At 46.6% G+C, this 19,673-nt stretch carries 27 protein-coding genes and 1 pseudogene; 14 read left to right on the top strand and 14 right to left on the bottom strand.

What is annotated here, in order from left to right; translation table 11 throughout:
- Nucleotides 1-72: 72 nt before the first annotated feature.
- The 8 genes from M3G15_RS06285 to M3G15_RS06250 all read left to right on the top strand — a co-directional run bounded on the left by M3G15_RS06285 (nucleotide 73) and on the right by M3G15_RS06250 (nucleotide 5,288).
- The gene (locus tag M3G15_RS06285; RefSeq protein WP_009223465.1) at nucleotides 73-1,284 is read left to right on the top strand and encodes an MFS transporter; all 1,212 of its coding nucleotides are present in this window, start codon (nucleotides 73-75) and stop codon (nucleotides 1,282-1,284) included.
- 49 nt (nucleotides 1,285-1,333) lie between these two features.
- A complete protein-coding gene (locus M3G15_RS06280; protein ID WP_036644101.1) occupies nucleotides 1,334-2,224 on the top strand; it encodes a LysR family transcriptional regulator in 891 nt (296 codons plus the stop codon).
- A 114-nt stretch (nucleotides 2,225-2,338) separates the two neighbouring features.
- Entirely contained in the window at nucleotides 2,339-2,581 is a 243-nt protein-coding gene (locus M3G15_RS06275; protein ID WP_009223467.1) for a hypothetical protein, read from the top strand.
- Nucleotides 2,582-2,583: 2 nt separating this feature from the next.
- Nucleotides 2,584-2,970, top strand: a complete 387-nt coding sequence (locus tag M3G15_RS06270) for a retropepsin-like aspartic protease (RefSeq protein WP_009223468.1) — start codon at nucleotides 2,584-2,586, stop codon at nucleotides 2,968-2,970.
- A gap of 217 nt (nucleotides 2,971-3,187) precedes the next feature.
- Nucleotides 3,188-3,802, top strand: a complete 615-nt coding sequence (locus M3G15_RS06265; protein ID WP_009223469.1) for a TetR/AcrR family transcriptional regulator — start codon at nucleotides 3,188-3,190, stop codon at nucleotides 3,800-3,802.
- 6 nt (nucleotides 3,803-3,808) lie between these two features.
- Nucleotides 3,809-4,270: a DUF2269 family protein gene (locus tag M3G15_RS06260; RefSeq protein ID WP_009223470.1), complete on the top strand. Its 462-nt coding sequence runs from the start codon at nucleotides 3,809-3,811 to the stop codon at nucleotides 4,268-4,270.
- Nucleotides 4,271-4,311: 41 nt separating this feature from the next.
- Nucleotides 4,312-4,776 carry a DoxX family protein gene (locus M3G15_RS06255; RefSeq protein WP_036644103.1) on the top strand — a complete coding sequence of 155 codons (465 nt, stop codon included), beginning with the start codon at nucleotides 4,312-4,314 and terminating at the stop codon, nucleotides 4,774-4,776.
- Nucleotides 4,777-4,955: 179 nt separating this feature from the next.
- Nucleotides 4,956-5,288, top strand: a complete 333-nt coding sequence (locus tag M3G15_RS06250; protein WP_009223472.1) for a nucleotide pyrophosphohydrolase — start codon at nucleotides 4,956-4,958, stop codon at nucleotides 5,286-5,288.
- 113 nt (nucleotides 5,289-5,401) lie between these two features.
- Here M3G15_RS06250 and M3G15_RS06245 read toward each other — a convergent pair whose 3' ends face one another.
- From M3G15_RS06245 to M3G15_RS06230, 4 genes are all read right to left on the bottom strand, one after another.
- Nucleotides 5,402-6,634 carry a hypothetical protein gene (locus M3G15_RS06245; protein ID WP_009223473.1) on the bottom strand — a complete coding sequence of 411 codons (1,233 nt, stop codon included), beginning with the start codon at nucleotides 6,632-6,634 and terminating at the stop codon, nucleotides 5,402-5,404.
- Between the two features lie 5 nt (nucleotides 6,635-6,639).
- Nucleotides 6,640-6,780 (bottom strand): hypothetical protein, encoded by a 141-nt coding sequence (locus M3G15_RS06240; RefSeq protein ID WP_157273302.1) that lies wholly within the window; start codon nucleotides 6,778-6,780, stop codon nucleotides 6,640-6,642.
- A 146-nt stretch (nucleotides 6,781-6,926) separates the two neighbouring features.
- Complete coding sequence (locus tag M3G15_RS06235; protein WP_260070398.1) at nucleotides 6,927-7,271, bottom strand: helix-turn-helix domain-containing protein; 345 nt, start codon at nucleotides 7,269-7,271, stop codon at nucleotides 6,927-6,929.
- A gap of 37 nt (nucleotides 7,272-7,308) precedes the next feature.
- A complete protein-coding gene (locus tag M3G15_RS06230) occupies nucleotides 7,309-7,644 on the bottom strand; it encodes a helix-turn-helix domain-containing protein (protein ID WP_009223475.1) in 336 nt (111 codons plus the stop codon).
- Nucleotides 7,645-7,819: 175 nt separating this feature from the next.
- Here M3G15_RS06230 and M3G15_RS06225 point away from each other — a divergent pair, with 175 nt between their 5' ends.
- Nucleotides 7,820-8,815 (top strand): helix-turn-helix domain-containing protein, encoded by a 996-nt coding sequence (locus M3G15_RS06225; protein WP_260070397.1) that lies wholly within the window; start codon nucleotides 7,820-7,822, stop codon nucleotides 8,813-8,815.
- A 12-nt stretch (nucleotides 8,816-8,827) separates the two neighbouring features.
- Complete coding sequence (locus M3G15_RS06220) at nucleotides 8,828-9,220, top strand: hypothetical protein (protein WP_260070396.1); 393 nt, start codon at nucleotides 8,828-8,830, stop codon at nucleotides 9,218-9,220.
- Nucleotides 9,221-9,620: 400 nt separating this feature from the next.
- Here M3G15_RS06220 and M3G15_RS06215 read toward each other — a convergent pair whose 3' ends face one another.
- Genes M3G15_RS06215 through M3G15_RS06195 form a run of 5 tightly spaced genes read right to left on the bottom strand, consistent with a single transcriptional unit; the run spans nucleotide 9,621 to nucleotide 13,911 of the window.
- Nucleotides 9,621-11,018, bottom strand: a complete 1,398-nt coding sequence (locus M3G15_RS06215) for a HAMP domain-containing sensor histidine kinase (protein ID WP_260070394.1) — start codon at nucleotides 11,016-11,018, stop codon at nucleotides 9,621-9,623.
- The gene (locus M3G15_RS06210) at nucleotides 11,009-11,668 is read right to left on the bottom strand and encodes a response regulator transcription factor (RefSeq protein ID WP_036644107.1); all 660 of its coding nucleotides are present in this window, start codon (nucleotides 11,666-11,668) and stop codon (nucleotides 11,009-11,011) included. Before M3G15_RS06210 ends, M3G15_RS06215 begins: the two co-directional genes overlap by 10 nt.
- A 33-nt stretch (nucleotides 11,669-11,701) precedes the next feature.
- Nucleotides 11,702-12,466, bottom strand: coding sequence for a lantibiotic immunity ABC transporter MutG family permease subunit (locus M3G15_RS06205; protein ID WP_260070393.1), 765 nt, complete (start codon nucleotides 12,464-12,466; stop codon nucleotides 11,702-11,704).
- Nucleotide 12,467: 1 nt separating this feature from the next.
- Nucleotides 12,468-13,199, bottom strand: a complete 732-nt coding sequence (locus M3G15_RS06200) for a lantibiotic immunity ABC transporter MutE/EpiE family permease subunit (RefSeq protein WP_260070392.1) — start codon at nucleotides 13,197-13,199, stop codon at nucleotides 12,468-12,470.
- A gap of 1 nt (nucleotide 13,200) precedes the next feature.
- Nucleotides 13,201-13,911 carry a lantibiotic protection ABC transporter ATP-binding protein gene (locus tag M3G15_RS06195; RefSeq protein WP_260070391.1) on the bottom strand — a complete coding sequence of 237 codons (711 nt, stop codon included), beginning with the start codon at nucleotides 13,909-13,911 and terminating at the stop codon, nucleotides 13,201-13,203.
- Between the two features lie 809 nt (nucleotides 13,912-14,720).
- Here M3G15_RS06195 and M3G15_RS06190 point away from each other — a divergent pair.
- Nucleotides 14,721-14,864, top strand: a complete 144-nt coding sequence (locus M3G15_RS06190; RefSeq protein ID WP_260070390.1) for a hypothetical protein — start codon at nucleotides 14,721-14,723, stop codon at nucleotides 14,862-14,864.
- 162 nt (nucleotides 14,865-15,026) lie between these two features.
- Here the strand turns inward: M3G15_RS06190 and M3G15_RS06185 are convergent, their stop codons facing one another.
- Together M3G15_RS06185 and M3G15_RS06180 are read right to left on the bottom strand one after the other, a co-directional pair.
- On the bottom strand, nucleotides 15,027-15,212 hold the full coding sequence (locus tag M3G15_RS06185) for a hypothetical protein (RefSeq protein WP_260070389.1): 186 nt from the start codon (nucleotides 15,210-15,212) through the stop codon (nucleotides 15,027-15,029).
- Nucleotides 15,213-15,496: 284 nt separating this feature from the next.
- A pseudogene (locus tag M3G15_RS06180) lies at nucleotides 15,497-15,800 on the bottom strand (ATP-binding cassette domain-containing protein); the annotation flags it as partial.
- 35 nt (nucleotides 15,801-15,835) lie between these two features.
- Here M3G15_RS06180 and M3G15_RS06175 point away from each other — a divergent pair.
- The 3 genes from M3G15_RS06175 to M3G15_RS06170 are packed head-to-tail and all read left to right on the top strand — an operon-like array spanning nucleotide 15,836 to nucleotide 16,715.
- Nucleotides 15,836-16,159, top strand: a complete 324-nt coding sequence (locus M3G15_RS06175) for a hypothetical protein (RefSeq protein ID WP_260070388.1) — start codon at nucleotides 15,836-15,838, stop codon at nucleotides 16,157-16,159.
- A complete protein-coding gene (locus tag M3G15_RS21625; protein WP_397376594.1) occupies nucleotides 16,113-16,373 on the top strand; it encodes an alpha/beta hydrolase in 261 nt (86 codons plus the stop codon). The genes M3G15_RS06175 and M3G15_RS21625 overlap by 47 nt, the downstream gene beginning before the upstream one ends.
- A gap of 12 nt (nucleotides 16,374-16,385) precedes the next feature.
- The gene (locus M3G15_RS06170) at nucleotides 16,386-16,715 is read left to right on the top strand and encodes an alpha/beta hydrolase fold domain-containing protein (RefSeq protein ID WP_311202261.1); all 330 of its coding nucleotides are present in this window, start codon (nucleotides 16,386-16,388) and stop codon (nucleotides 16,713-16,715) included.
- A 435-nt stretch (nucleotides 16,716-17,150) separates the two neighbouring features.
- Here the strand turns inward: M3G15_RS06170 and M3G15_RS06165 are convergent, their stop codons facing one another.
- From M3G15_RS06165 to M3G15_RS06155, 3 genes are all read right to left on the bottom strand, one after another.
- The gene (locus M3G15_RS06165) at nucleotides 17,151-17,567 is read right to left on the bottom strand and encodes a hypothetical protein (protein ID WP_260070387.1); all 417 of its coding nucleotides are present in this window, start codon (nucleotides 17,565-17,567) and stop codon (nucleotides 17,151-17,153) included.
- Between the two features lie 225 nt (nucleotides 17,568-17,792).
- A complete protein-coding gene (locus tag M3G15_RS06160) occupies nucleotides 17,793-18,152 on the bottom strand; it encodes a hypothetical protein (RefSeq protein ID WP_260070386.1) in 360 nt (119 codons plus the stop codon).
- Nucleotides 18,153-18,341: 189 nt separating this feature from the next.
- Nucleotides 18,342-19,673, bottom strand: a 1,332-nt coding sequence (locus M3G15_RS06155; RefSeq protein WP_260070385.1) for a potassium/proton antiporter, incomplete at its 5' end; no start/stop codon positions are given.

Here is a 19,673-nt window from a genome sequence, read left to right as displayed (position 1 = left end):
GGAATGGGGCTGCTATTTTGAAATAGTGGCCTCATGCATTCTTTGTTGCCATAATAAAAGGGGGTTATTTATTTGGAGGCAGTAGAAATTGAAAATAAATCAGCAAGTAAAAGTCCGATATTGGCGTTACTTGCGCTAACAATAGGGGCATTTGCGATTGGGATGACTGAATTTATTATTATGGGTTTACTTCCTGAAGTGGCGGAAAGCTTGAAGGTTTCCATCCCTTTAACAGGGTTGCTGATTACCGGTTATGCACTAGGTGTGGCTTTTGGAGCTCCCATCATTACTATTGCGACTCATCGAATGAAGCGAAAGCAGTTGCTTCTGTTTCTTATGATTCTATTCATAGCAGGTAATTTATTGGCTGCCCTCGCACCAAACTATGGAGTTTTAATGATAGCTCGGATCGTGGCTGCGTTAACTCATGGATCCTTTTTTGGTGTTGGATCCATTATTGCAGCCGGGCTGGTTCCTAAGGAAAAACGGGCTGGAGCGATTGCCATCATGTTTACCGGTCTAACCCTTGCAAATATTTTGGGTGTCCCTATCGGTACATTTATCGGCCAAGCCTATGGATGGAGATCCACTTTTTGGACGATTACTGTAATAGGCCTCATCGCTTTGATAGGAATTGCTGTACTTGTTCCCAAAGTTGAAGCAACTTCATCAAGTCTAAAGCAGGAGCTTGGTGTGCTGCGTCGACCAGCAGTTTACGTGGCTCTTTTAATGACGACGTTTGGTTTCGGAGGAGTCTTTACAGCGTTCACATATATTTCACCGATTTTAACTGATATTACCAAGTTCCCGACAAATTTCATTTCTTATATCCTGGTGTTGTTCGGGGTCGGCATCACGCTTGGAAATATTATTGGGGGAAAATTAGCTGACCGCAAATTAATGCCGTCACTCCTCGGGATACTCGTTGTGTTGGCCATAGTTTTGGCGGTATTTTCAATTACGGATCAGTATAAAGTACCTGCGTTGATTACTATTTTTATACTGGGAATAGCCGCTTTTGGAACCGTACCAGGATTACAACTTCATATGCTGAATACGGCCAAGGAAGCACCAACGCTAGCGTCGACGCTAAATATAGCCGCTTTTAACCTAGGAAATGCGCTTGGTGCGTATATCGGAGGTGTGGTTATTGATTTACAATTTGGGGGAGGCCTAGTAGCTGTTCCATGGGTCGCTTCGATCGTTACAGTCGCAGGCATCTTATTTACTCTTTGGGGTGCTCAACAACAAAAGAGGATTATTAGGCCCCAAATTTTCGGGTAAGCTTTGCTTACCCCTTTTTCACATATCCTTTGGTAAAGGGGGAAGAGCTGTGGATTTTGAATGGTACCGTAGCTTTATCAGTATTTATAAATATAGATCAGTCTCTGAAGCGGCAAGAATAAGGTTAATGACTCAACCTGCATTGAGCCAGCATTTAGCCGCATTGGAAGCTGAGCTTGGCGAAAAATTATTTACGAGAACTGCAAGAAAAATGATTCCCACCGAAAAAGGGAAAGAGCTTTACACACAAGTGGTTCCTCTTATTGAAGCTTTGGAGGAGACTACACAAAAATTCAAAATGGAAAACTCATTAACCGTCCCCATGGTTAAAATCGGTACAGGATACGAATACTTCCGTGAGAATTTAGCTCGTAATTTAAATAAATTTCCATTTCGAGTTAATGCAACTTTTGGGGTGGCCTCCTATATTCTTGAATTACTGATCGAGGAAAAACTTGACATGATTATCACGTCCCAAAAAATCCCTGCCCCTGGCATTGAATATATCCATTATGTTCAAGAAGAATTTGTACTGGTTGCACCTTATCACTTTGAAGAACATCATTATGAAGATAAGGAACGCTTTGAAGCCTGGTTGTGTTCACAAGATTGGCTCAGTTATGGCAGTGAATTACCGATCATCAGAAGATTTTGGAGAGAATATTTTAAGAAAAGACCGCAAATGCAAATCAAACATGTTCTCCCGGATCTTCATTCAATATTGACGGCGATAGAACATGGAGCTGGAATCAGCATTCTTCCAAATTATATGCTAGAAAAATCTATTCACAATCATACCGTAAAAATAATCTATCCTGAGTTTAGAGTAACGAATGAACTATATCTGGCTTATCATATCAAATTTCGAAATTATCCCACGACGATAATGATTATTGATGCATTAAAGGAGAATTTACAAAATAATATCGATACGATTTAAAAAGACTATTTCCCGACAATATAAAATGCTAAGGCAAGCCAGAGAATTATGGTAAACTATAATCAACTAGCGCGATCGGCTATGCGGATATCCATTGAATAAGGAGGGTTTACGATGCAGTGGCAGGAGGTAAGAAAGCTGTTTCCCGATCAATTCGTCCTTCTTTCCGTTCTTGATTATCGCGAGGAAGAGGGAAAGAAGATTGTTACAGAAGTCGCCCCTGTAAGAACTGTTCCTGACCATGAGGCTAACAAGGCGTTCTTTAATGTGGAGCCAGGTCAGATTGTGTATCACACCTCAAACGAAGAATGTGTCATCCATATACGAAATAACCCGTTGGTTAGAATGAGGCATTAAGTATGGATATCCATTATGATGGCAACTTGCTTACGGTAGAGCTGACCGTACAATATCGTAGTCAATCTATGAAAATCTCGGACGTTATTGTTGACACAGGTTCTTCGCATACGGTATTCAGTCCGGATGTCCTGGAGAAAATTGGGGTTACTTATGAAAATGGTGATCCGGTTTACGAGGCGTATGGAATTGGTGGAACTGTCCCTTTTTACACGAAAATTCTTGACGAGATTATCATAGATTCTCTTAGATTGGAGCGAGTCGAAGTTGATGTAGGCATGCTGCCTAAGTCACATCAGGGATTGCTAGGCTTGGATATTTTACAAGCAAACGGTTTTGTCGTTGATTTGGACAAGCTTGAACTCAGATTACCTGAGTCAATCAGTTAAGTTATTAATTATTGGCTGAAGCATGGCATAATCCAATAATTAATATGAGGCGGTTCCCAATCAAAGGGGACTGCCTCTTTTTGTGTAAATGGATTGTGGTTCGAAATCAAAAACAGAATTGTAGAGTACAAATACTGGAGCCCTCTATTTACAAACCAACGGTCGGTATTTATAATGAAGATACATCAAATTTGAAGAATTTTCCGGAGGGTTCGAGTTGAAACAGGAGGAGCGCAGACAACGGACGTTAAGACGGCTGATTGATGCAACGAAAGAGTTGATTCAGGAGAAGGGATGCCATTCGATTACAACGCAGGACATCATGGGCAGATCTGGCCTGTCTAAAGGCGCGATTTTCCATTATGTCAACAGCAAGGACGACATCTTTGTGCTGATCCTGCAAGAAGGGCTTGAAGAAACGAACCGACGCTTCATGCATGAGATTGAGCAAGGTCGGCGGAACTTCGATGATCCGATGCAGAAGATTAAGGACAGCATTGTTGAATTCGAAAACCCGCAGAATGTGACCAACAAAGTGCTCGTGTATTTGTTTGGCAAGGAAGAGGACCCGACCGTTGCAGAGGCTCTGAAGCAGTATTATGAGCGGACCGTTTACTTATCTCAGATCTGGATTGAAACGGGTCAGCAGCACGGCGTTATTCCCGACACGGTCGAGGCGGGCAAAACCGCAGAGTTGTTCACGCTCATGACGCTGGGATTCCGAATTCGCGCCAGAATTCCGAACGTGCACGCGCTGGTTAATGCACAGGACTTAACTTCACTGATGACGAACATTTTGAACCCCGTCAGAAAACGGGAACAGAAAGGGTGATCGGTTATGGGAGTATGGTTAACCTTGCATGTATTAGGTGTCTTATTGTTGGTGGGAAATATCATCACGGCGGCATTTTGGAAAATCCGGGCAGACCGGACGGGGAATCCACAAATTATGCACTATGCGGCTAAGAACGTGATGATCGCAGATTATATTTTTACGATTCCTGGACTGGTCCTGATCGTCCTTTCCGGCGGCATGATGACGGGCGGCTTGGGCTACTCTTTGGCCGGGCTGAATTGGCTTACCGTGTCCCTCGGCTTGTTTGCCTTGAGCGGATTGATTTGGTTGTTTATCCTCATTCCCATGCAAAGCAAAATGATTCGACTCAGCGCCGATGGTATCGAGAAGGGCACCGTTTCAGCAGCCTACCATAAGGCTTCTCGGAATTGGACGGTTTACGGGACGATCGCGACGTTGCTTCCGCTTGGGATTCTGTATCTGATGATCTCCAAAGGTTTCTGAGGGCACGATTTTTGTGAAAATGATAAAAAGGAGGTCTGTGCGTGGAACCTCTCATCCCCCTTATCGTTGTCCCGCTGGTGGTTCTTGTCCTGGGAGCGGCGGGAGTGAAACGACTGCGTCCTTGGCCTGTCGCCCTTCGGGGCGGAGTTGCGGCGATGTTCGTGTTGACCGGCACCGTTCATTTTGTGGGGATGCGGGAGGAGTTGATCAGTATGGTGCCGCCTGCTTTGCCTTACCCTGGGTTTATTGTGACGCTCACCGGAGTGTTGGAATTGGCCGGGGCACTTGGTTTGTTGTGGCGTCCGACAGTCACTTGGGCGGCGGGAGGTCTCTCGCTTCTCCTCATCTGTATGTTTCCGGCAAATGTTTACTACGCCCTATCTGGCATGGCGACGGAAGCTCATCAAGCTTTGTTGCCTCGTACGTTGATGCAGATTGTTTTTTTGGCGGCGACATTGGCGATTATGATCTATTACTTACGACGTCGTAGTATGAGACGTATTTAGGCGGTAATTGACGAACTTTCCATTTTATAATAACTTGGTATTAGGAAGAATGTACCAAGGGCCAAAGCATGGCCACACCAAGAGACGACTAGAGGCGGGCCCCGAGTGAAGGGGAGAACCGCCTCTTTTTGCGTGGATGGAGTGGCTCAATCAAATGACAGAATGATAGGAGTACAAACATGAATGAAGAGCTGATCCAAATGCTGCTTGCTTTTCGGGAGGAGCGCAACTGGGCGCAATTTCATAATCCGAAAGATTTAGCGATCTCACTGAGTCTTGAGGCGTCCGAGTTGTTAGAGAATTTTCAGTGGAGAACGTCCGAAGATGCCGTATCGCAGAAGAAACAAGACATCGCCGACGAACTGGCCGATGTGCTGATCTACTCAGTGTACCTGGCCGATGCGCTGGGCCTCAATATCGAGGAAATCATTCGGGACAAGATGCGGCGGAATGGAGAGAAGTATCCGGTGGACAAGTCTTTTGGGAAAATGAATAAATATAACGAGCTATAGGAGTGTGAATAGTATAAATAATAAAGATTTTGAACTAAATTACAAATTAAGTAAATATCCTTAAGTTAATTGAATTGTTAAAAAGGCATCCCAATAAGGATGCCCAGGAATTTTTACTTTATCGGCCTCTCGGCAAAAATCAACCTAGCTTTTCTTAACTGTTCAGAACCATCTTTTGACCAAAATGAGATCATATTAAGCCCACGTCGCTTCCTATCACCAGTATATTGGCTTAAATCTAGCATGTATGCAATATAAAGTCTCCCTGCTCTGTCTCGAACAGTAACTCTAGGATTAATACGATGAATGAGTCGCAAGTCAACTAACTCTTCAATATCTTTTGCTCCATCTTGATTCCAATCTCGTTCAACTAAAAAGCAATTTGACCCTGTATTAAAACAAAATTCTCTTACACTCTCAAACAGTCTTTCAAGGCGTTCTCTTTCATCATTAGTATCCCTTTTTAACTCTTCTCTTTTAGAGGAGTCATGTTCACCAGCGGCACGATTGACATCTTCTGCCCCAATTTTTGGTCCTCTAAATCCTCCACCCCTTTCACGTGCTACTTCAACGGACCTACGGAAGATAGTTAGGAAGTCACGTGCAACTCCCCCACTTGCCAAAACCAATCTATCCATGGCGGTGTCGGCCATAATGTTTCTAGGACTTGGAGCTCCAGCCTCTTCAGCAATTTCATGTAGAATATTGGATAAGAACGTTTTTGCAATCGAGAACTTTTCCAAAGTGATGTCTAAATCTATCTCGTCGGCATCATCACCTAGTTTTAGACCCTTTGGGGGGTCACTATGTAGATACCAATCTGTTCGGTGTCTTATTGTTCCTGCTTTAAGCCAGACTTGATTTCCTTTTGTAGCTCTATGAAAATAATCTAATACATTAGCTTGATCGGATCTTCTAATATGATATAAGTCATCCAGCATTAGAAATGCATCAGTTCCTGCCAACTCTGATATTTCTCTAAATAAACGCCGGAAATCAAGCATATGCCTATGTAAGTAATTTACTTTTGAGCGACGAGATGCTTCAGTTACTTCTACACTACTATCGCTTTTGATTTTATCGGAAACCTTAAGATTTGACTGTAATCCTTTAAAGCCAACTCCTGCTTCCCCAGAGTCCTCGGTTTCAATAGCATCACTAGAAGACCATTTATAGTTCATATCTGCGTCATCTTCGGAATGCAGAATATCGTTAAGATTATTGATCTGTTGAGATAATTCAGCAATTAGTTGCTGGCTCTTTTGCTTGTTTAATGGCGACCTTTCGGGTTGAGCACCAAAAACCTTTCTCCACCAAGCGATCTTTTTAGTTGAGTTTAGTCCCACTTCTTCTATCCATTCTTTAAATTTCCCGCTGGTTCGATGAACCGAGTTGAACTCATCACAGTGGCCCTAGTCGCTTCTTCAACAGCTTGTACTAATGCATCGATATCAGGGTTATTTAATAAGTCTTCCACTTTTTTTGCTGCCATAATCTCACCCTTAGTTAAAATATTTTTTATTATACCTCTACTTCCATGTTTATACAATTAAGTGGCAGATTCTGAAAAAATAGAGGGCAAGAGATTTCTATTCAATCTACGTTATAAATAACTAGTAACTATCCCTATGAGAAGGTTTATTTAAACGCCCTCAAAACTTCCCGATTCACCCGCTGTAATATTTCAATCTGCTCCTCAGCCAATCCCTCAGTACTCGCAATGAACTGGTCGATAGCTTCCCACCGAACAGAATCCCTTTCACTCTGCTCAACACCCGAATAAGCAAGTTCATTCAGAGAAATCTTTAGTGCAGAGAGGACCTTCTCCAGGGTATTGATTGAGAAGTTTCGTTCTCCCCGTTCAATAGCTCCGATGTATCTATAGTCCAAACCGGACAAATCCGCCAAGTTTTGTTGAGTGAGGCCTTTTGCATTTCGTATGGCGCGGATTCGATTTCCTAGAAAAATGCGCAAAACTGCCACAACATCACCTCAGAGCGGAAGCTTTTTAAGAAAGTTTCTAACTCTTCATCCCCATCCCCCAAATCACATCTCGCGTGATCTTCGTAATCAACGCAATCTCCTCTGCACTTCTGCTGCTAACCAATTTCATATGCTCATCAAGTAACTGCTGTTTATCGAGTACCACTTCGGTACGAAATAGGTCTCCAGCTGGGACATCCAAGGCAACAGCAATTTTCTCCAACGTCTCCAACGAGATATTGCGATCCCCTCGTTCTACTCCGCCTATGTAACTGTAGTGAAGCGATGCGGCTTCAGCCAGTTGTTCTTGAGTCCAGTTCTTTTGTTTTCTATATTCACGAATTCGTTTTCCAACGATTTCTGGTAGATTCATAGATTACCACCTCTTCTTTTAAGGGTAGGTAAGGTGGTTAGGCAAATACAGATAAGTATACTAGAAATAAATATTTTAAAATAGTATATATAAGTACTATTTTTATTGACTGTGTCTAAAAAAGGCTATACAATCAGGATGAAAAGGATGATTTGGACGCGGGGGAGGTATTCCCATGAAACCTGCAACCACGGTTAGACAAGAGTTAGAGAGCTATTTAATTTGGTCTGGGCTGACGCGTCAGCAGTTTTCCGAGATGACCGGGATTAATCAAGGAACGATCAGTGCGATATTGAGCGGGTATCGGCAAATTTCTATACATAATTTGGATCTCATCACGGAGGGGATGGGGTTGGAGGAAGGGGCCCTTTACGAGATTTACTTAGAAGAATGTCTGCGTGGTATGCCGTTGCATTGGAGGCGGCTGGGCCCGTTTATTCGGCGGTGCGCGGAGTTGAACAAGCTGGGGTGCCTGAAGCGACTGGTGCAGGCGGTGGCGGATCGATTATCTTATATGCCAGTGTTGTTTGAGATGGCGGAGCAGTTTTTTCGAGAGGGAAAAAGAAAGGCAGCTGCTCTGCTGTACCAGTGTGTTGCTGAATGCGAGAAGTACCAGCATTCCGAGCGATTGGCGTTAAGCCGGTATCGCTTGTTTACGATTCATCTCGGAGAAGATCAAGAGGAGAATTTGCGCGCCGCCGTTTTGTTCGAAGACTATGTGGACCGACTGGACGAAGGGGTTCAGCTAGATGCATTGAAGGATTTGGCGGATGTGTACGCTTCTTTGCATCGGTGGGATCGGGTTGAATCCCTGGCAGAGAAGCTGGAGCAGAAAGCGACGATTCAATACCGCCATCGGGTAAATCGAAAACGGAAGGAGGCGATGGATAAGGGGGCGTCTCGGACGGAGCTTTTTTATCTGTTGTATGCGTATTTGTTGAGAGCGAATGTGTGTGATGCCAGACAAGAATATGCTCGGGCTTTGGAGTATGTGACTTTATACAGCGGTGGCGCTCTACATGGAATTGACGTGAAAGACGAGGAAGAGCAACGGGTTGTGGAACAGTTTCAGGAATGGGGCCGGGCCAATGCCTATGTGTACCGCTTAATGTCAGGCGATATACAGGTACTGGCGGATTATACGGAATGGGTCGCATCGCATGTGCAGTAGGTTGTTCCAGCGATGTACCGGATTTTGCAGGCGGCTAACCAGTTTGAGTTGAACGTGGATCATCTGCTCGAGCGGTTCGGGGCACATCTGACATACAAAGAACGGTCATGCCGTTTTGGTCATTACAATACACAGATTGTGGCGGATCAGTACGTCCGGTATTTGTGGGAATTGGCTCAATACGAATTTCGCACGCGGCGGGTTGAGATGGGGGTTCGGCAGCTTTTTGAAGGAATGGAGCTTGCTTTGAGGTTCAACCATGAATCGATGTTGATTCGATATGCTCGGTTGTTTGAGCAGTTCCGACATGAGGCATCCAGGGAGGTTCAAGAGAAGTACAAATATCTATTCTGTGAGGTGGAAAAGAGCTATGAGATTAAGAGTATTATCGTGGATCGTGCTTAGTGGCTGGATTGGCGTTGTGGCGGCGGGGAACGTTCCGATCGTACAGACCTTGATTCACGGGCTGGGTGGTTGAAGGATAGAAATGTGACTGATCATAAAGGTAAATTTATACATTTATGGTATGATAGAAGCCGATCCTATCTTTGAGGAGATAAGATCGGTTTTTCTATATTACTCTAACTCACGGGAAGTGAATTCATTGAAAAGAACGATGAACATGACAGATTACGAGGTATGAGCTCTTTTCGAACCCTTATGGAAACGCAAGCTCGGCCAGCGAAGATTATGAACTGGGTGCGGTAATGAGAGGCTTTAGGCTGGTATGCAGTTAGGGAGACAACACCCAGGAAGTCGCCTTTGTGATACGAACTGATGTGAATTCAAACATCGAAAACGCCGATTAATTCCCCCTCACCGGCACCTCCATCGTCACCTCGCCCCCGCCCGTCACCGGGGAGTTAGCGATATGCAGTTCACCCCCATGTAATTGGGCAACAAACTGGGTGATATAGAGGCCCATGCCGTAATGTCCGTCGCTTCGGCGGGACGGGTCGCCCATGTAGAACTGTTCGGTGGCGTACTTGAGCGCTTCAGGCGAGAAGCCCGGACCTTCGTCAGTCACGCGGAATTGAATCCGATCGCCCGCAGCCTCCACCGATAGCGTGATTTTACTCTTCGCCGGGGTGTGATCCATGGCGTTGGCGATGACGTTCATGAGGGCGCGCTCCAACAAGCCAGGATCGGCATAGAGCTCGTCTGGCAGTGCGTCAACGAAGTGGACTGCGACGGAAAGCTCTTTAACTGCGGCGAGAGCTTGAATCTGCGCTTCGAGCGTATGGATGAACTCTTTCAGATCGAGGTTTACGGGCTGATAGGAAGCCGCAGTTTCCGTATTCGTGATTTCGATCAAGGTCTTGATATAAGCTTCCATCTGACGGGCGCTTTGGGCGATATATTCGGTGTATTCTCGTTGCTCCTCCGACTGTTCCGTTTCAGAGAGGAGCTCGACATTGCCGCGAACGATGGTGAGTGGGGTTTTGACGTCATGGGCGAGCGCTGAGATTTGAGCCCGGCGGCGGCGCTCTAGGTTCCATTGCTGCTCCAGCGAGCTCTTCAGGGCATCCCGCATCTGATCCATGGATCGAAGCACTTGGTCAATTTCAGCGATCCCGCTGTATTGGATGGAGAAGTCCAGCTCCTGCTCCTGAATGCGCTGGGTTGCTTCCTGCAGTCCGCTCATTTTGCGGGCTAGCTTTCGACCAAACGAAGAGGCCAACAGAACGGCTTGAAGCAGAAAGAGGACACAGAACAGGGCGAAAAAGGCCAGTTCCGCACTGGGCAGCACGCGGCGCAGGGCCGTTTGGTTAAACTGGGCGGCGAGAGAATACCGGAAGATATAAACCTCTTGGCCATACGTGACTTTCACATAATGATAAGGAAAAGTGTAACCTGCCGCTTGATCGCCCTCCAGACGCTTCCACGCCGCCTCTCCCTGCTTGGCGGATAAGCTGTGCTCCAAGAGCTTCCCATCTACTGTGTACTTCGCAAATTGGTACAACGCAGAGGGGGCGTCCAACTGCAGCTCCTGTCCCGCCATGAGGCGAGACTTAGCCTCCTGCACTTGCTTCTCGGCATAATCTGCTGGGAGAACGGCTCCAGTGAACAGCAGCCCCACAAAGATCAAGGATAGCAACAGGGCAAGCCCAATCGTTCCCAGACAAAAAGCGGCTAAATATTTTAGAAACAGCGTACGCAGCTTGGTTTCTTTCGGTCCTGACGTGACGCGGGCTACTTCCATCGGTATCCTATCCCCCACACGGTTTCAATCGGATTGACGTTCATTTGGTTTAATTTTGCGCGGATATTTTTGACATGCTCCACGATGGTGGAAGCTTCACTTTCTCCGTCGAATCCAAACACGGATTCATAAATTTGGTCTTTCGAGAACACCTGCCCCCGATTTAACGCCAAAAACTCGCAGATCGCATATTCGCTTTTGGTCAACGGGATGAAGGTATCCTGCACCCGCATCTCCTTGCCCGACAGGTTAAAATGAACTTCGCCGATGCAGAGCACGCTGCGCCGTTCCCGGCTTTCCCGGCGGAGGTGGGCGGCAATTCGCGCCCGTAACTCGCCTGCCCCAAACGGCTTGACGATATAATCGTCCGCCCCGATGCTCAGGCCTTCCACCAGATCATTCTCCATGGATTTGGCGGTCAGGAACAGGATTGGGCAGTCGACCTTGCTGCGAATTTGCCGGCAGAGGGTGAACCCGTCCAGCTCTGGCATCATCACGTCCAGCAAGATCAGGTCATAGCTTCCCAATTGCAGCGCCAACACTTCAGAAGGAGAGGAGAGAGCTGTGACGAGATGTCCTTCTTTTTGCAAAATATTCCGAATTAAGGTCAGCACGGCCGGATCATCATCTACCGCAAGAATATGGGCCATCTTCTATCCCTTCTTTATTGATGAGATCTGAGTTTACTCCAGCGACTTCGTACCTTCCCATCGCCGGAACCACACTCCTAATAATACCATGATCGCCAAGGTCCCTGTGACGCAGGCAAGGATTCCGGGTTCAAGCAAAGAGTCCGCCGGGATCGGAAGGGAGGCAGCATTTGCGTACCCGAATTGCATCCAAAGGCTAACGAACCGGGCAGCCCAGGCGCAAGGGATATAGATCCAGTTATCTTCCCCAAGGCCGGTCAGCAGGAGGGCAGACACGAGGCTCTCCAGAATCCCAAGACCGATCGATGCGCCTTTGCCAAATCGCAGACTCACGTAGAGGTGCAAGGCATAGAGAAACAGACTGCTTCCAAACAGGAGGCAAGCAGCTTCTAAATAGAACCCGAGCCCATAGGGCGATTGAGACAAAAGATAAAGGAAGCCCACTCCGAACCCCACCGAAGCCAGAATTGTGCTGCCCAAGCCCAGCAGTAGAAGTACGGTCAGCTTACCAGCCAGGGCGATGAGGCGGTTCGGCAGGGTGAGAAGCTGTTGATAATTTCCGGCAGCAGCTTCCTGGTCCGCAGCGATGGCACAGACGATACCTATAATTGTTGGAAAAGAAACCGCAAGCACCTGCAAATAAGCGCTCACTTTAGAAGCCGGCGTAAACGGAGTATAGGCGTAATAACCTAAGAAAATCACAATCCCGGCCAGCGGGACGAGCAAGTGCACCCACAGGGTTGGTTGCCTTTTGAGCTTGATGAATTCAGATCGGAGACAACGGAAATAGGTGCTCATCTTATTTGTCCTCCCGATGGCGAAAGGATCGCATCGTCAGGATGCATAGCAGGAAGAACAGACCAAGCGTGATCAGCACCCCTGGCAAAATGACGCTCTTATCCCACAAGGCATCGCCCTCGGGGACCGGAAGTCCGTTAGGAAGCACGCCGATCGTGGCGCACATCAGCCGAGACGGAATCGCATAAGGGACAGCCCACCAGAACGCTGTAGTAGCAAACAGAATATTGCAGGCGATGTTTCCCAGCACATTAAGAATCATCGTAGCAAACATTCCGACACGGTCGGTTAAGAACAGACAGAGCGGAATCTGCCATAGGAAGGTCAGAAAGAGCAACAAGCTGGCCAAGGCGTGATCCGCCAAAGTCAATCCAGCAGGGAAGACCAGACCGCTGAGCGCAACTCCGAGCATTAAAATGACCGAAGAAGCAAGAAGCAGCCCAGCGATAACCCCGATTTTACCGAGCCAAACCTTCGACAGAGACACCGGCAATCCGAAGATCGCCCGGTATTTCAGCTTTTTGCTATCCTTTTGGATAACACCCGTACACATCAAAGTGAGCGCTCCGGGAAGCAAAAGGGTATACCACCAGTTGTAGCTGGCGATTTGAAAGAACGGCCCAGCCATCAATCCTGTGCATAGCAACAAGGTTAGCAGAGGAGCCAACCAGGTTAGTTTTCTCGTAAAAGTTCGTTTGGTTTTAAGAAATTCCGCACGGAGGTATGCTTGCATCTTATTCGTCTCCTTTCTGGTGCTCACGAGCAATTTGCATGAACAGGGACTCTAGATGTTCTCCCGGAGTAACTGCCTCTTGATAAGCCAGCACGCCTCCGGCAATAATGCCGATGTGATCCGCGATTTGCTCCACTTCGGACAGGACGTGGCTGGACAAGACGACCGTAATCCCCATCTTTGGAAAAGAGCGAATCAGCTCGCGCAGCTCCTGAATGCCAAACGGGTCGAGACCGTTGGTCGGCTCGTCCAGAATCAGCAGTTTGGGGCGGTGGAGCAGGGCAATGGCGATTCCCAGTCGCTGCTTCATTCCCATGGAGAACTGGCCGGCGCGTTTTTTCCCGGTGTTCGTTAAACCCACCGTCTGCAACACTTCGTCGATTCGAGTATCCGGTAGACCAAGAAGTGTAGTCCGTACTTTGAGATTTTCGCGGGCGGTTAAGTTTTCGTAGAGCGGAGGCGACTCAATGAGAGCGCCAATTTGGGATAAATGTTCGCGTGACCAGGGGGCGCCTAAAAAGTCAATCTCGCCGGAAGTCGGCCGCAGCATGCCGGTCAGCATTTTAAGAAGGGTGGATTTTCCGGCCCCGTTGGGACCAAGCAGCCCGTAAACGGAGTTCTCCTGAATGGAGAGGGAAACGTTGTTTACCGCCTGCTGGCCTCTAAAGGTTTTGCTTAGGTTCCGAGTCTGCAGAATAAGGTTGTTGTTCATGCTTCTTCATCCTTTTCTTTCATTCTGGAACCAAGTCTATAAAGCAATTCTAAGAATTTGATAAGGAATTGCGGTTATTTTTCATACAGAACTATTTTATGAATTGTTTATATCTTTTAACTTGGCAGTTTAGATATGTACTTTAAGATGGGTTTATGCAGTACAGGAAGATCCAAATTGGAGGAGGGAGATTACTAAATGATTAGGGATTGGGTTTTCTTTCAATACATAGAGGTGGAAGGTACCAATCGACCATTTTTTACTCTTTTCCTGACCTCTATCCGACCTCTTTCGTTCCGTTGTTTGTCCGCTTAAAGGCCGATGACGGTCGCTGAACTGAGATACAATGATAGTGTCGAAAGATAAATCTTCATCCTTAAGCAGGGCCGTGAATGAGACTTTCTCGGTCCTGCTTTTTTCTCGCCAGTTTCAGAAATCATACAGCCAGTTATTGCTTCGGACGAGCCCCTTGCATCGGTTGATGAGACTAGGTAGGTGCTATATGGGAAAGGCGTGTGAACAGTGGACAATCGGAGGACTCGTCGAAAAGAGAGACGGCCGAGTGGAGCTGCCGATATAGACCGAGCGGGGCTCTGAAGGTTTGTCTTCGCCGAGTCTATTCGTGCGGCTGTTGAAGTCGGAGTAGAACCGCGAGCTTAATCGCTGCTTCAAGCGGAGGTTTTCGGTCACCGTGCATTTTGTCCTTTCCGGCGACAGCAGTCGGAAGTCAGCCTATGACATGGCGGAGCAGTTATACGGGGGCTGTTTGCCGACGTTGTCACTGAGAGGGGCTGACCCATGGAGCGGGGATGAGCTCCGAATGGAAGGACGACGGCACGCTCCATCTGTATTCGACGTTCACAAAGATCGTCTGGTTGCTGGTCGGCGAAGTGATCAAGATGGGAACGCTCCAGTGGGAGGGGGAGATCAAATATGTTTGTTTAAAAAGATAGTGGCCCTAAAGTTTTTTTAATACCCAAAAGCAAAATGTTATCAAAAAAAAAAGGAGTTGTTGATTTATGCCAGAAGCAACATGTACCTATTATCCAGGTAATCACCAAATGAGACCTCAAGGATTTGCCTTCCTGCCATAGAAACAAAATAAAATATAGTAATTATAAGATTTTGCTCAGCAGAATAATTACTGCAATTACACCAACTAAAATCAATAAATTTGTAATTTGTCTCCCAAGTCCAGGAACACCATGAGAATGCAACTTTTTTTCATTTGTGTCAAAATTAGCTTTAGCACCGTGTGGATCAGCAGAATCAGAAAAAGGTTTTCCGTGATCGTCAATCATGAAAGTTCCCTCCCCGTTCATAACTCGATTCATTATAACAATAATTTAATTAATTAACAAATTTGGGGATAATGTCATGAATTTTGATAGATTGAGAGCGTTTCGGGATAATTTCTTCATTCCTTCGATAAAGAAATCGAATCCTTTATCGACTCGCTCTTTTGCAAATAATATTTACGCTAACTCATAATCATCAAGGCGGGCAAGCCCTTCCCCAACTGTCTGCCGGCCTTAAGTATGATTAGGACAGTCCTGTGTAGTTATGGACGGAATATCAATACGTGAAAAATCATCATCAGCTCCCGAAGTTCCTGAATGCCGATAGGATCGAGACCGTTAGTCGGCTCGTCCAGAATCAGCAGCTTGGGGTGGTTAAACAGGGCGATGGCGATGCCGAGCCGTTGCTTCATCCCCATGGAGAACTGGCCGGAGCGTTTTCTCCCAATGTTGATCAATCCGACGATGTGCAGAACCTCGTTCATCCGTGAGTCCGGCAGGCGGAGAAGCGTCGTCCGCACCCTAAGGTTCTCTCTTCTCGTAAAGCGGAGGGGACTCAATCAGGACGCCGATTTGGGTTAAATCCGTTCGCGCTCAAGGTCTCCCTTATTAGAAAGAAAAGGAATGTGAAATTAAGTGTTTCTATCCTATTATTGACCTTCTTGTTGAGTATGCCTTCAGTAACGGCCTATGCGGGTACGTCCACGCTATCGAAGGAACAAGAACGGCTAGTCAAAATGTTGCGAAGCGATGAGGATAAAGTCAGCGAAGAGTTGATGAATAAATACAAGGTCGGTAAGACGGAAGAAATGATGGTTCCGACACGTGACGGGGAAACCCATATTTACGTCTATTATCCTGATTCCGATCAGAAAGGCCCGTATCCCCTTTTTGTCAACATCCATGGCGGAGGGTTTATCACCAAGAACAGTAAAATTATTGAACATTGATCCGGAGAAAATTGTATTGTGCGGACATAGTGCCGGCGGGAACCTTGCTGCTGCAATTACCCTTTTGAACAACGTAATTTTAAGATTGCACTGCAAATCCTTGATTACCCTTCCCTTAATTTGTATACCCCTCAGCCGCTTAAGCGCAATGCGTATAAAGACCCGGAGAATGTTCCGCTCTCCATTGCCAGCCTGTATAACAGTGCTCTTGTAGACGAGGAAAAGGATCTCGATCGACGGCGTATGCAGACTGTCTCAACTGTATTACGACGCTTATATTGACGAGGATTACAGACTGGACCCCACCGCGTCTCTGATCTTTGCACCGGACGAAATGCTGATTGGGTTACCTGAAGCTTTAATTATTTCTTGCTGGGATGATTACCGTGGAGAAGATGCGGAAAAGTATGCGTACAGGATATTACAGGCAGGTGTACCCGTGACGGCAAGAAGAATGACCGATAGCAGCCATGGTTTTGTAGTGAGCCGGGATGACCAATTTGAAGAAGCGGAAAAAATGATATTCGATGCACTGGACAGGGTGTATAAAAATTAAATTGACGGTGATTTCCTCATGTGATTTCTTCGAAAGTGGAGTTCACTAATAGAACGGCACTGGCTAACTCGTAAATTGCAGGAATGAAACAGCCGTGATATGATTAGGATAGAAATAAGGAGCCGGACGGCCATCCGACTCCCGGTACAACATTTTGGGTGGGAAACCTCCAAAGTGTTTGGATCAATAACCCGCACCCTTGGCGCTAACCTGGGCGGGTTATTTTCGTTTATGCAGGTAAGTGAGCAAAGCTAGCACGAACATGCCAAGCATAAGCACTTCTGATAACGAAAATTGCATGAGCATCACCCCCGCTCTGGAGGCAATACTTCCCCACCCAAGTCTGTTGTACAACCATATTATATCAACAAATCTAGTACATGGGTATGATGGAACAGATTTGCAATAGTTGTAACTTAAAAGTGATAGCTTGATTTACTCCAACGTAAAATCAAGCTTCATCTGAATATCCGATCCGCGTTTGAAGTATAACGTGTACTCTCCAGGTTCCCACTGCAGATTTTTCAGCCGCATTTCAAAAGCCGCTAAGTCAGCTGTCTCTCTCATTTTCTCAACTTGAAGAATTTCGCTGTCTCCGCGTTTGGTGACATATAACTGAGCCTGGCGCAGACTTTCCTTCTTATCCGGGTAGATGGCCATAGCGATGAGCCCGGCGTTGTTCTTAAAATGATCCGAATGATCGTTTATTTTAGGAAATTCCTGATTTTGAGTGTATCCAATTTGAAGATCATATTTCGTGTTTCTGACCAGCGTGGGATACAGGTTGAGGAAAAGCACTACCATGGCGAGAATCACAAGGGGAATCAAGAGCAGCATGGTTCTTCGTTTCATGTGTCGTGCTCCTTCGTGCCCGTTTTTCTTCTCTGTTCTGTTGGATCATTTGAGGCCTTTGAAGTGGGAAGCTTCGCATAAATAAAAGTCAGCAACCAAAAAATGCACCCTAACAATATGGTGACCCCATAATTTTCGCTGGTTCCAAGCATTAATCCCGTAAGAATACCGAGGATGATGCTAAGAAAAACGTCAACGCTCTTATCTCTCCTCATAATTCCCGCCTCACAATCCGTGCATGACTTGATACTCCACCCACTTATCCACTTCGCTCTTCAAAAAAAGGTGACTCCGGTTAGGAAGCTCCATACTAGGCAAAATCGAGTAGGTATCATATGAGCGTGCTCCCTGTAAATTCTCTCTTTTCTTCCGATCCAACTCCAGGAGGTCCTGCAAATCACTCATGGTAATGCCTAAATAATCGGCTAATTCGCTTTCGGTTAGGATCGATTTATTCCCGATAACCGTCTTAGCATGAACCTCCTGCTCTGACTTGTCTTCTCCTCTTTCAGCTAAGATGTAACATCCTCCTAAAAAAGCAGCAGCGAGAATCAGGCTGCAAATGATATTACTGTATTTATGCATTCGACCTATGACCTCCTAAATATTAGCAACTAAATTTAGTATAAGGCAATGGATAATGGATACCAAGTCATTTCTTCACAGGCGTTCCATCTCTTCGGGCCTCGGTACAAGCAAAAAAACAGCCCCCGGAACACCGGAGGCTGCGCTTTCGACCTGTCCAATAGGGCCGTGTCTGTCCCCTCTCCCTCTTCAACTATTCTCCTGCAATAGCACCTGCTCGTGAAACAGCGCTTTGATTTCCTCGGTTTGTCCTTTTCGCGCCAGAACGTACAAGGTATCACCGGCTTGCAGGCGGGTGTGGCCCCTTGGGGTGATCATTTTCTGGTCGCGGATAATCGCGTTGACCAGCGAATCTTGCGGCATTTTAAGCTGCCTGAGCTCTTGTCCGTCTGCGGCGGAATGTTCGCTCACTTGGATTTCTACAATTTCGTGATTGGTTTTCCCCATGGATACAAGCTCTAGCGCATGAGGAACAATGGTTTTTTTGCCTTCGGACAGGCCCAGAAGATTCGCTAAAGGGGAAATTGTCGCTCCTTGGATCAAAGCGGAGGTTAACACAACGAAGAAGACGACATTGAAAAAGAGGTGCCCATCTTCAATGCCGGCAATGAGTGGATAGGTGGCCAGCACGATCGGCACTGCGCCGCGTAGTCCGGCCCAAGAGATCAGAATCTTCTCCTTCACGTTAAATTGCATAAACATCGTACTGAGGAAGACACCGATCGGCCGGGCGACAAACATCAATAAGATGGATAACGCCATGCCTTGCCAGATGATATGAATGAGATCAGAGGGGAAGACCAGAAGTCCTAGCAGAATAAACATGAGGATTTGCATCATCCAAGCAAAGCCTTCGTTAAACCGGAAGATGGAGTGGCGGTAGGTGAGATCTGAATTGCCAACCCACATCGCCATGACATAGACGGCAAGGAGTCCGCTCCCTTTGAGCAGAGACGTGGAACTGTAGGTGAAAATCGCAAAAGCCATTGCTAACACGGGATACAGCCCAGAGGAGTCGAGGTTGATTTTGTTGATGCACCAAACCGCGATTTTTCCTAAGAGCAAGCCCATCGCTAGCCCCAATCCCATCTGCCAGAAAAAACTCAAAATCATCGTGAACATACTGGCGTTCGGTGATTGGATCAGTTGGATGACCGAGACGGTTAAAAAGACGGCCATAGGGTCGTTCGACCCGGATTCGACTTCAAGGGTGGAGGTGAGCCTTTGCTTGATATTTTTCTCACCTAGTACCGCAAATACAGCCGCGGCGTCCGTCGAACCGACGATCGAGCCAAACAACATGCCTTCCAGCCAACTGACATCCAGGATGTATTTCGCGCAGGCCCCGATGACAAGCGTGGTCAAAACAACACCGAGGGTCGCCAGTGACAAGGAAGGAGCCAACACTCCACGGACGTTCTGCCATTTGGTCTGCAGCCCGCCTTCAAACAAGATGACAATCAGTGCCATGATGCCAAAAAGCTGGGTGATCACGGCGTTGTCATAGTAAATAAATTTACT

Source organism: Paenibacillus sp. p3-SID1389, assembly GCF_025151705.1.
GTDB classification, from domain to species: domain Bacteria; phylum Bacillota; class Bacilli; order Paenibacillales; family Paenibacillaceae; genus Fontibacillus; species Fontibacillus phoenicis.
The sequence above is the reverse complement of the archived record's forward strand: the minus strand, read 5'-3'. Positions and strand labels throughout refer to the sequence as shown.

What these genes read in the sequence shown, in the direction of transcription:
- M3G15_RS06225 (WP_260070397.1), top strand. Translation starts at nt 7,820, where the DNA reads ATGAAACCTGCAACCACGGTTAGACAAGAGTTAGAGAGCTATTTAATT.
- M3G15_RS21625 (WP_397376594.1), top strand. Translation starts at nt 16,113, where the DNA reads ATGGCGGAGGGTTTATCACCAAGAACAGTAAAATTATTGAACATTGAT.
- M3G15_RS06275 (WP_009223467.1), top strand. Translation starts at nt 2,339, where the DNA reads ATGCAGTGGCAGGAGGTAAGAAAGCTGTTTCCCGATCAATTCGTCCTT.
- M3G15_RS06260 (WP_009223470.1), top strand. Translation starts at nt 3,809, where the DNA reads ATGGGAGTATGGTTAACCTTGCATGTATTAGGTGTCTTATTGTTGGTG.
- M3G15_RS06215 (WP_260070394.1), bottom strand. Translation starts at nt 11,018, where the DNA reads ATGGAAGTAGCCCGCGTCACGTCAGGACCGAAAGAAACCAAGCTGCGT.
- M3G15_RS06185 (WP_260070389.1), bottom strand. Translation starts at nt 15,212, where the DNA reads ATGATTGACGATCACGGAAAACCTTTTTCTGATTCTGCTGATCCACAC.
- M3G15_RS06190 (WP_260070390.1), top strand. Translation starts at nt 14,721, where the DNA reads ATGAGCTCCGAATGGAAGGACGACGGCACGCTCCATCTGTATTCGACG.
- M3G15_RS06165 (WP_260070387.1), bottom strand. Translation starts at nt 17,567, where the DNA reads ATGAAACGAAGAACCATGCTGCTCTTGATTCCCCTTGTGATTCTCGCC.
- M3G15_RS06230 (WP_009223475.1), bottom strand. Translation starts at nt 7,644, where the DNA reads ATGAATCTACCAGAAATCGTTGGAAAACGAATTCGTGAATATAGAAAA.
- M3G15_RS06195 (WP_260070391.1), bottom strand. Translation starts at nt 13,911, where the DNA reads ATGAACAACAACCTTATTCTGCAGACTCGGAACCTAAGCAAAACCTTT.
- M3G15_RS06270 (WP_009223468.1), top strand. Translation starts at nt 2,584, where the DNA reads ATGGATATCCATTATGATGGCAACTTGCTTACGGTAGAGCTGACCGTA.
- M3G15_RS06240 (WP_157273302.1), bottom strand. Translation starts at nt 6,780, where the DNA reads ATGGCAGCAAAAAAAGTGGAAGACTTATTAAATAACCCTGATATCGAT.
- M3G15_RS06210 (WP_036644107.1), bottom strand. Translation starts at nt 11,668, where the DNA reads ATGGCCCATATTCTTGCGGTAGATGATGATCCGGCCGTGCTGACCTTA.
- M3G15_RS06200 (WP_260070392.1), bottom strand. Translation starts at nt 13,199, where the DNA reads ATGCAAGCATACCTCCGTGCGGAATTTCTTAAAACCAAACGAACTTTT.
- M3G15_RS06250 (WP_009223472.1), top strand. Translation starts at nt 4,956, where the DNA reads ATGAATGAAGAGCTGATCCAAATGCTGCTTGCTTTTCGGGAGGAGCGC.
- M3G15_RS06220 (WP_260070396.1), top strand. Translation starts at nt 8,828, where the DNA reads ATGTACCGGATTTTGCAGGCGGCTAACCAGTTTGAGTTGAACGTGGAT.
- M3G15_RS06205 (WP_260070393.1), bottom strand. Translation starts at nt 12,466, where the DNA reads ATGAGCACCTATTTCCGTTGTCTCCGATCTGAATTCATCAAGCTCAAA.
- M3G15_RS06160 (WP_260070386.1), bottom strand. Translation starts at nt 18,152, where the DNA reads ATGCATAAATACAGTAATATCATTTGCAGCCTGATTCTCGCTGCTGCT.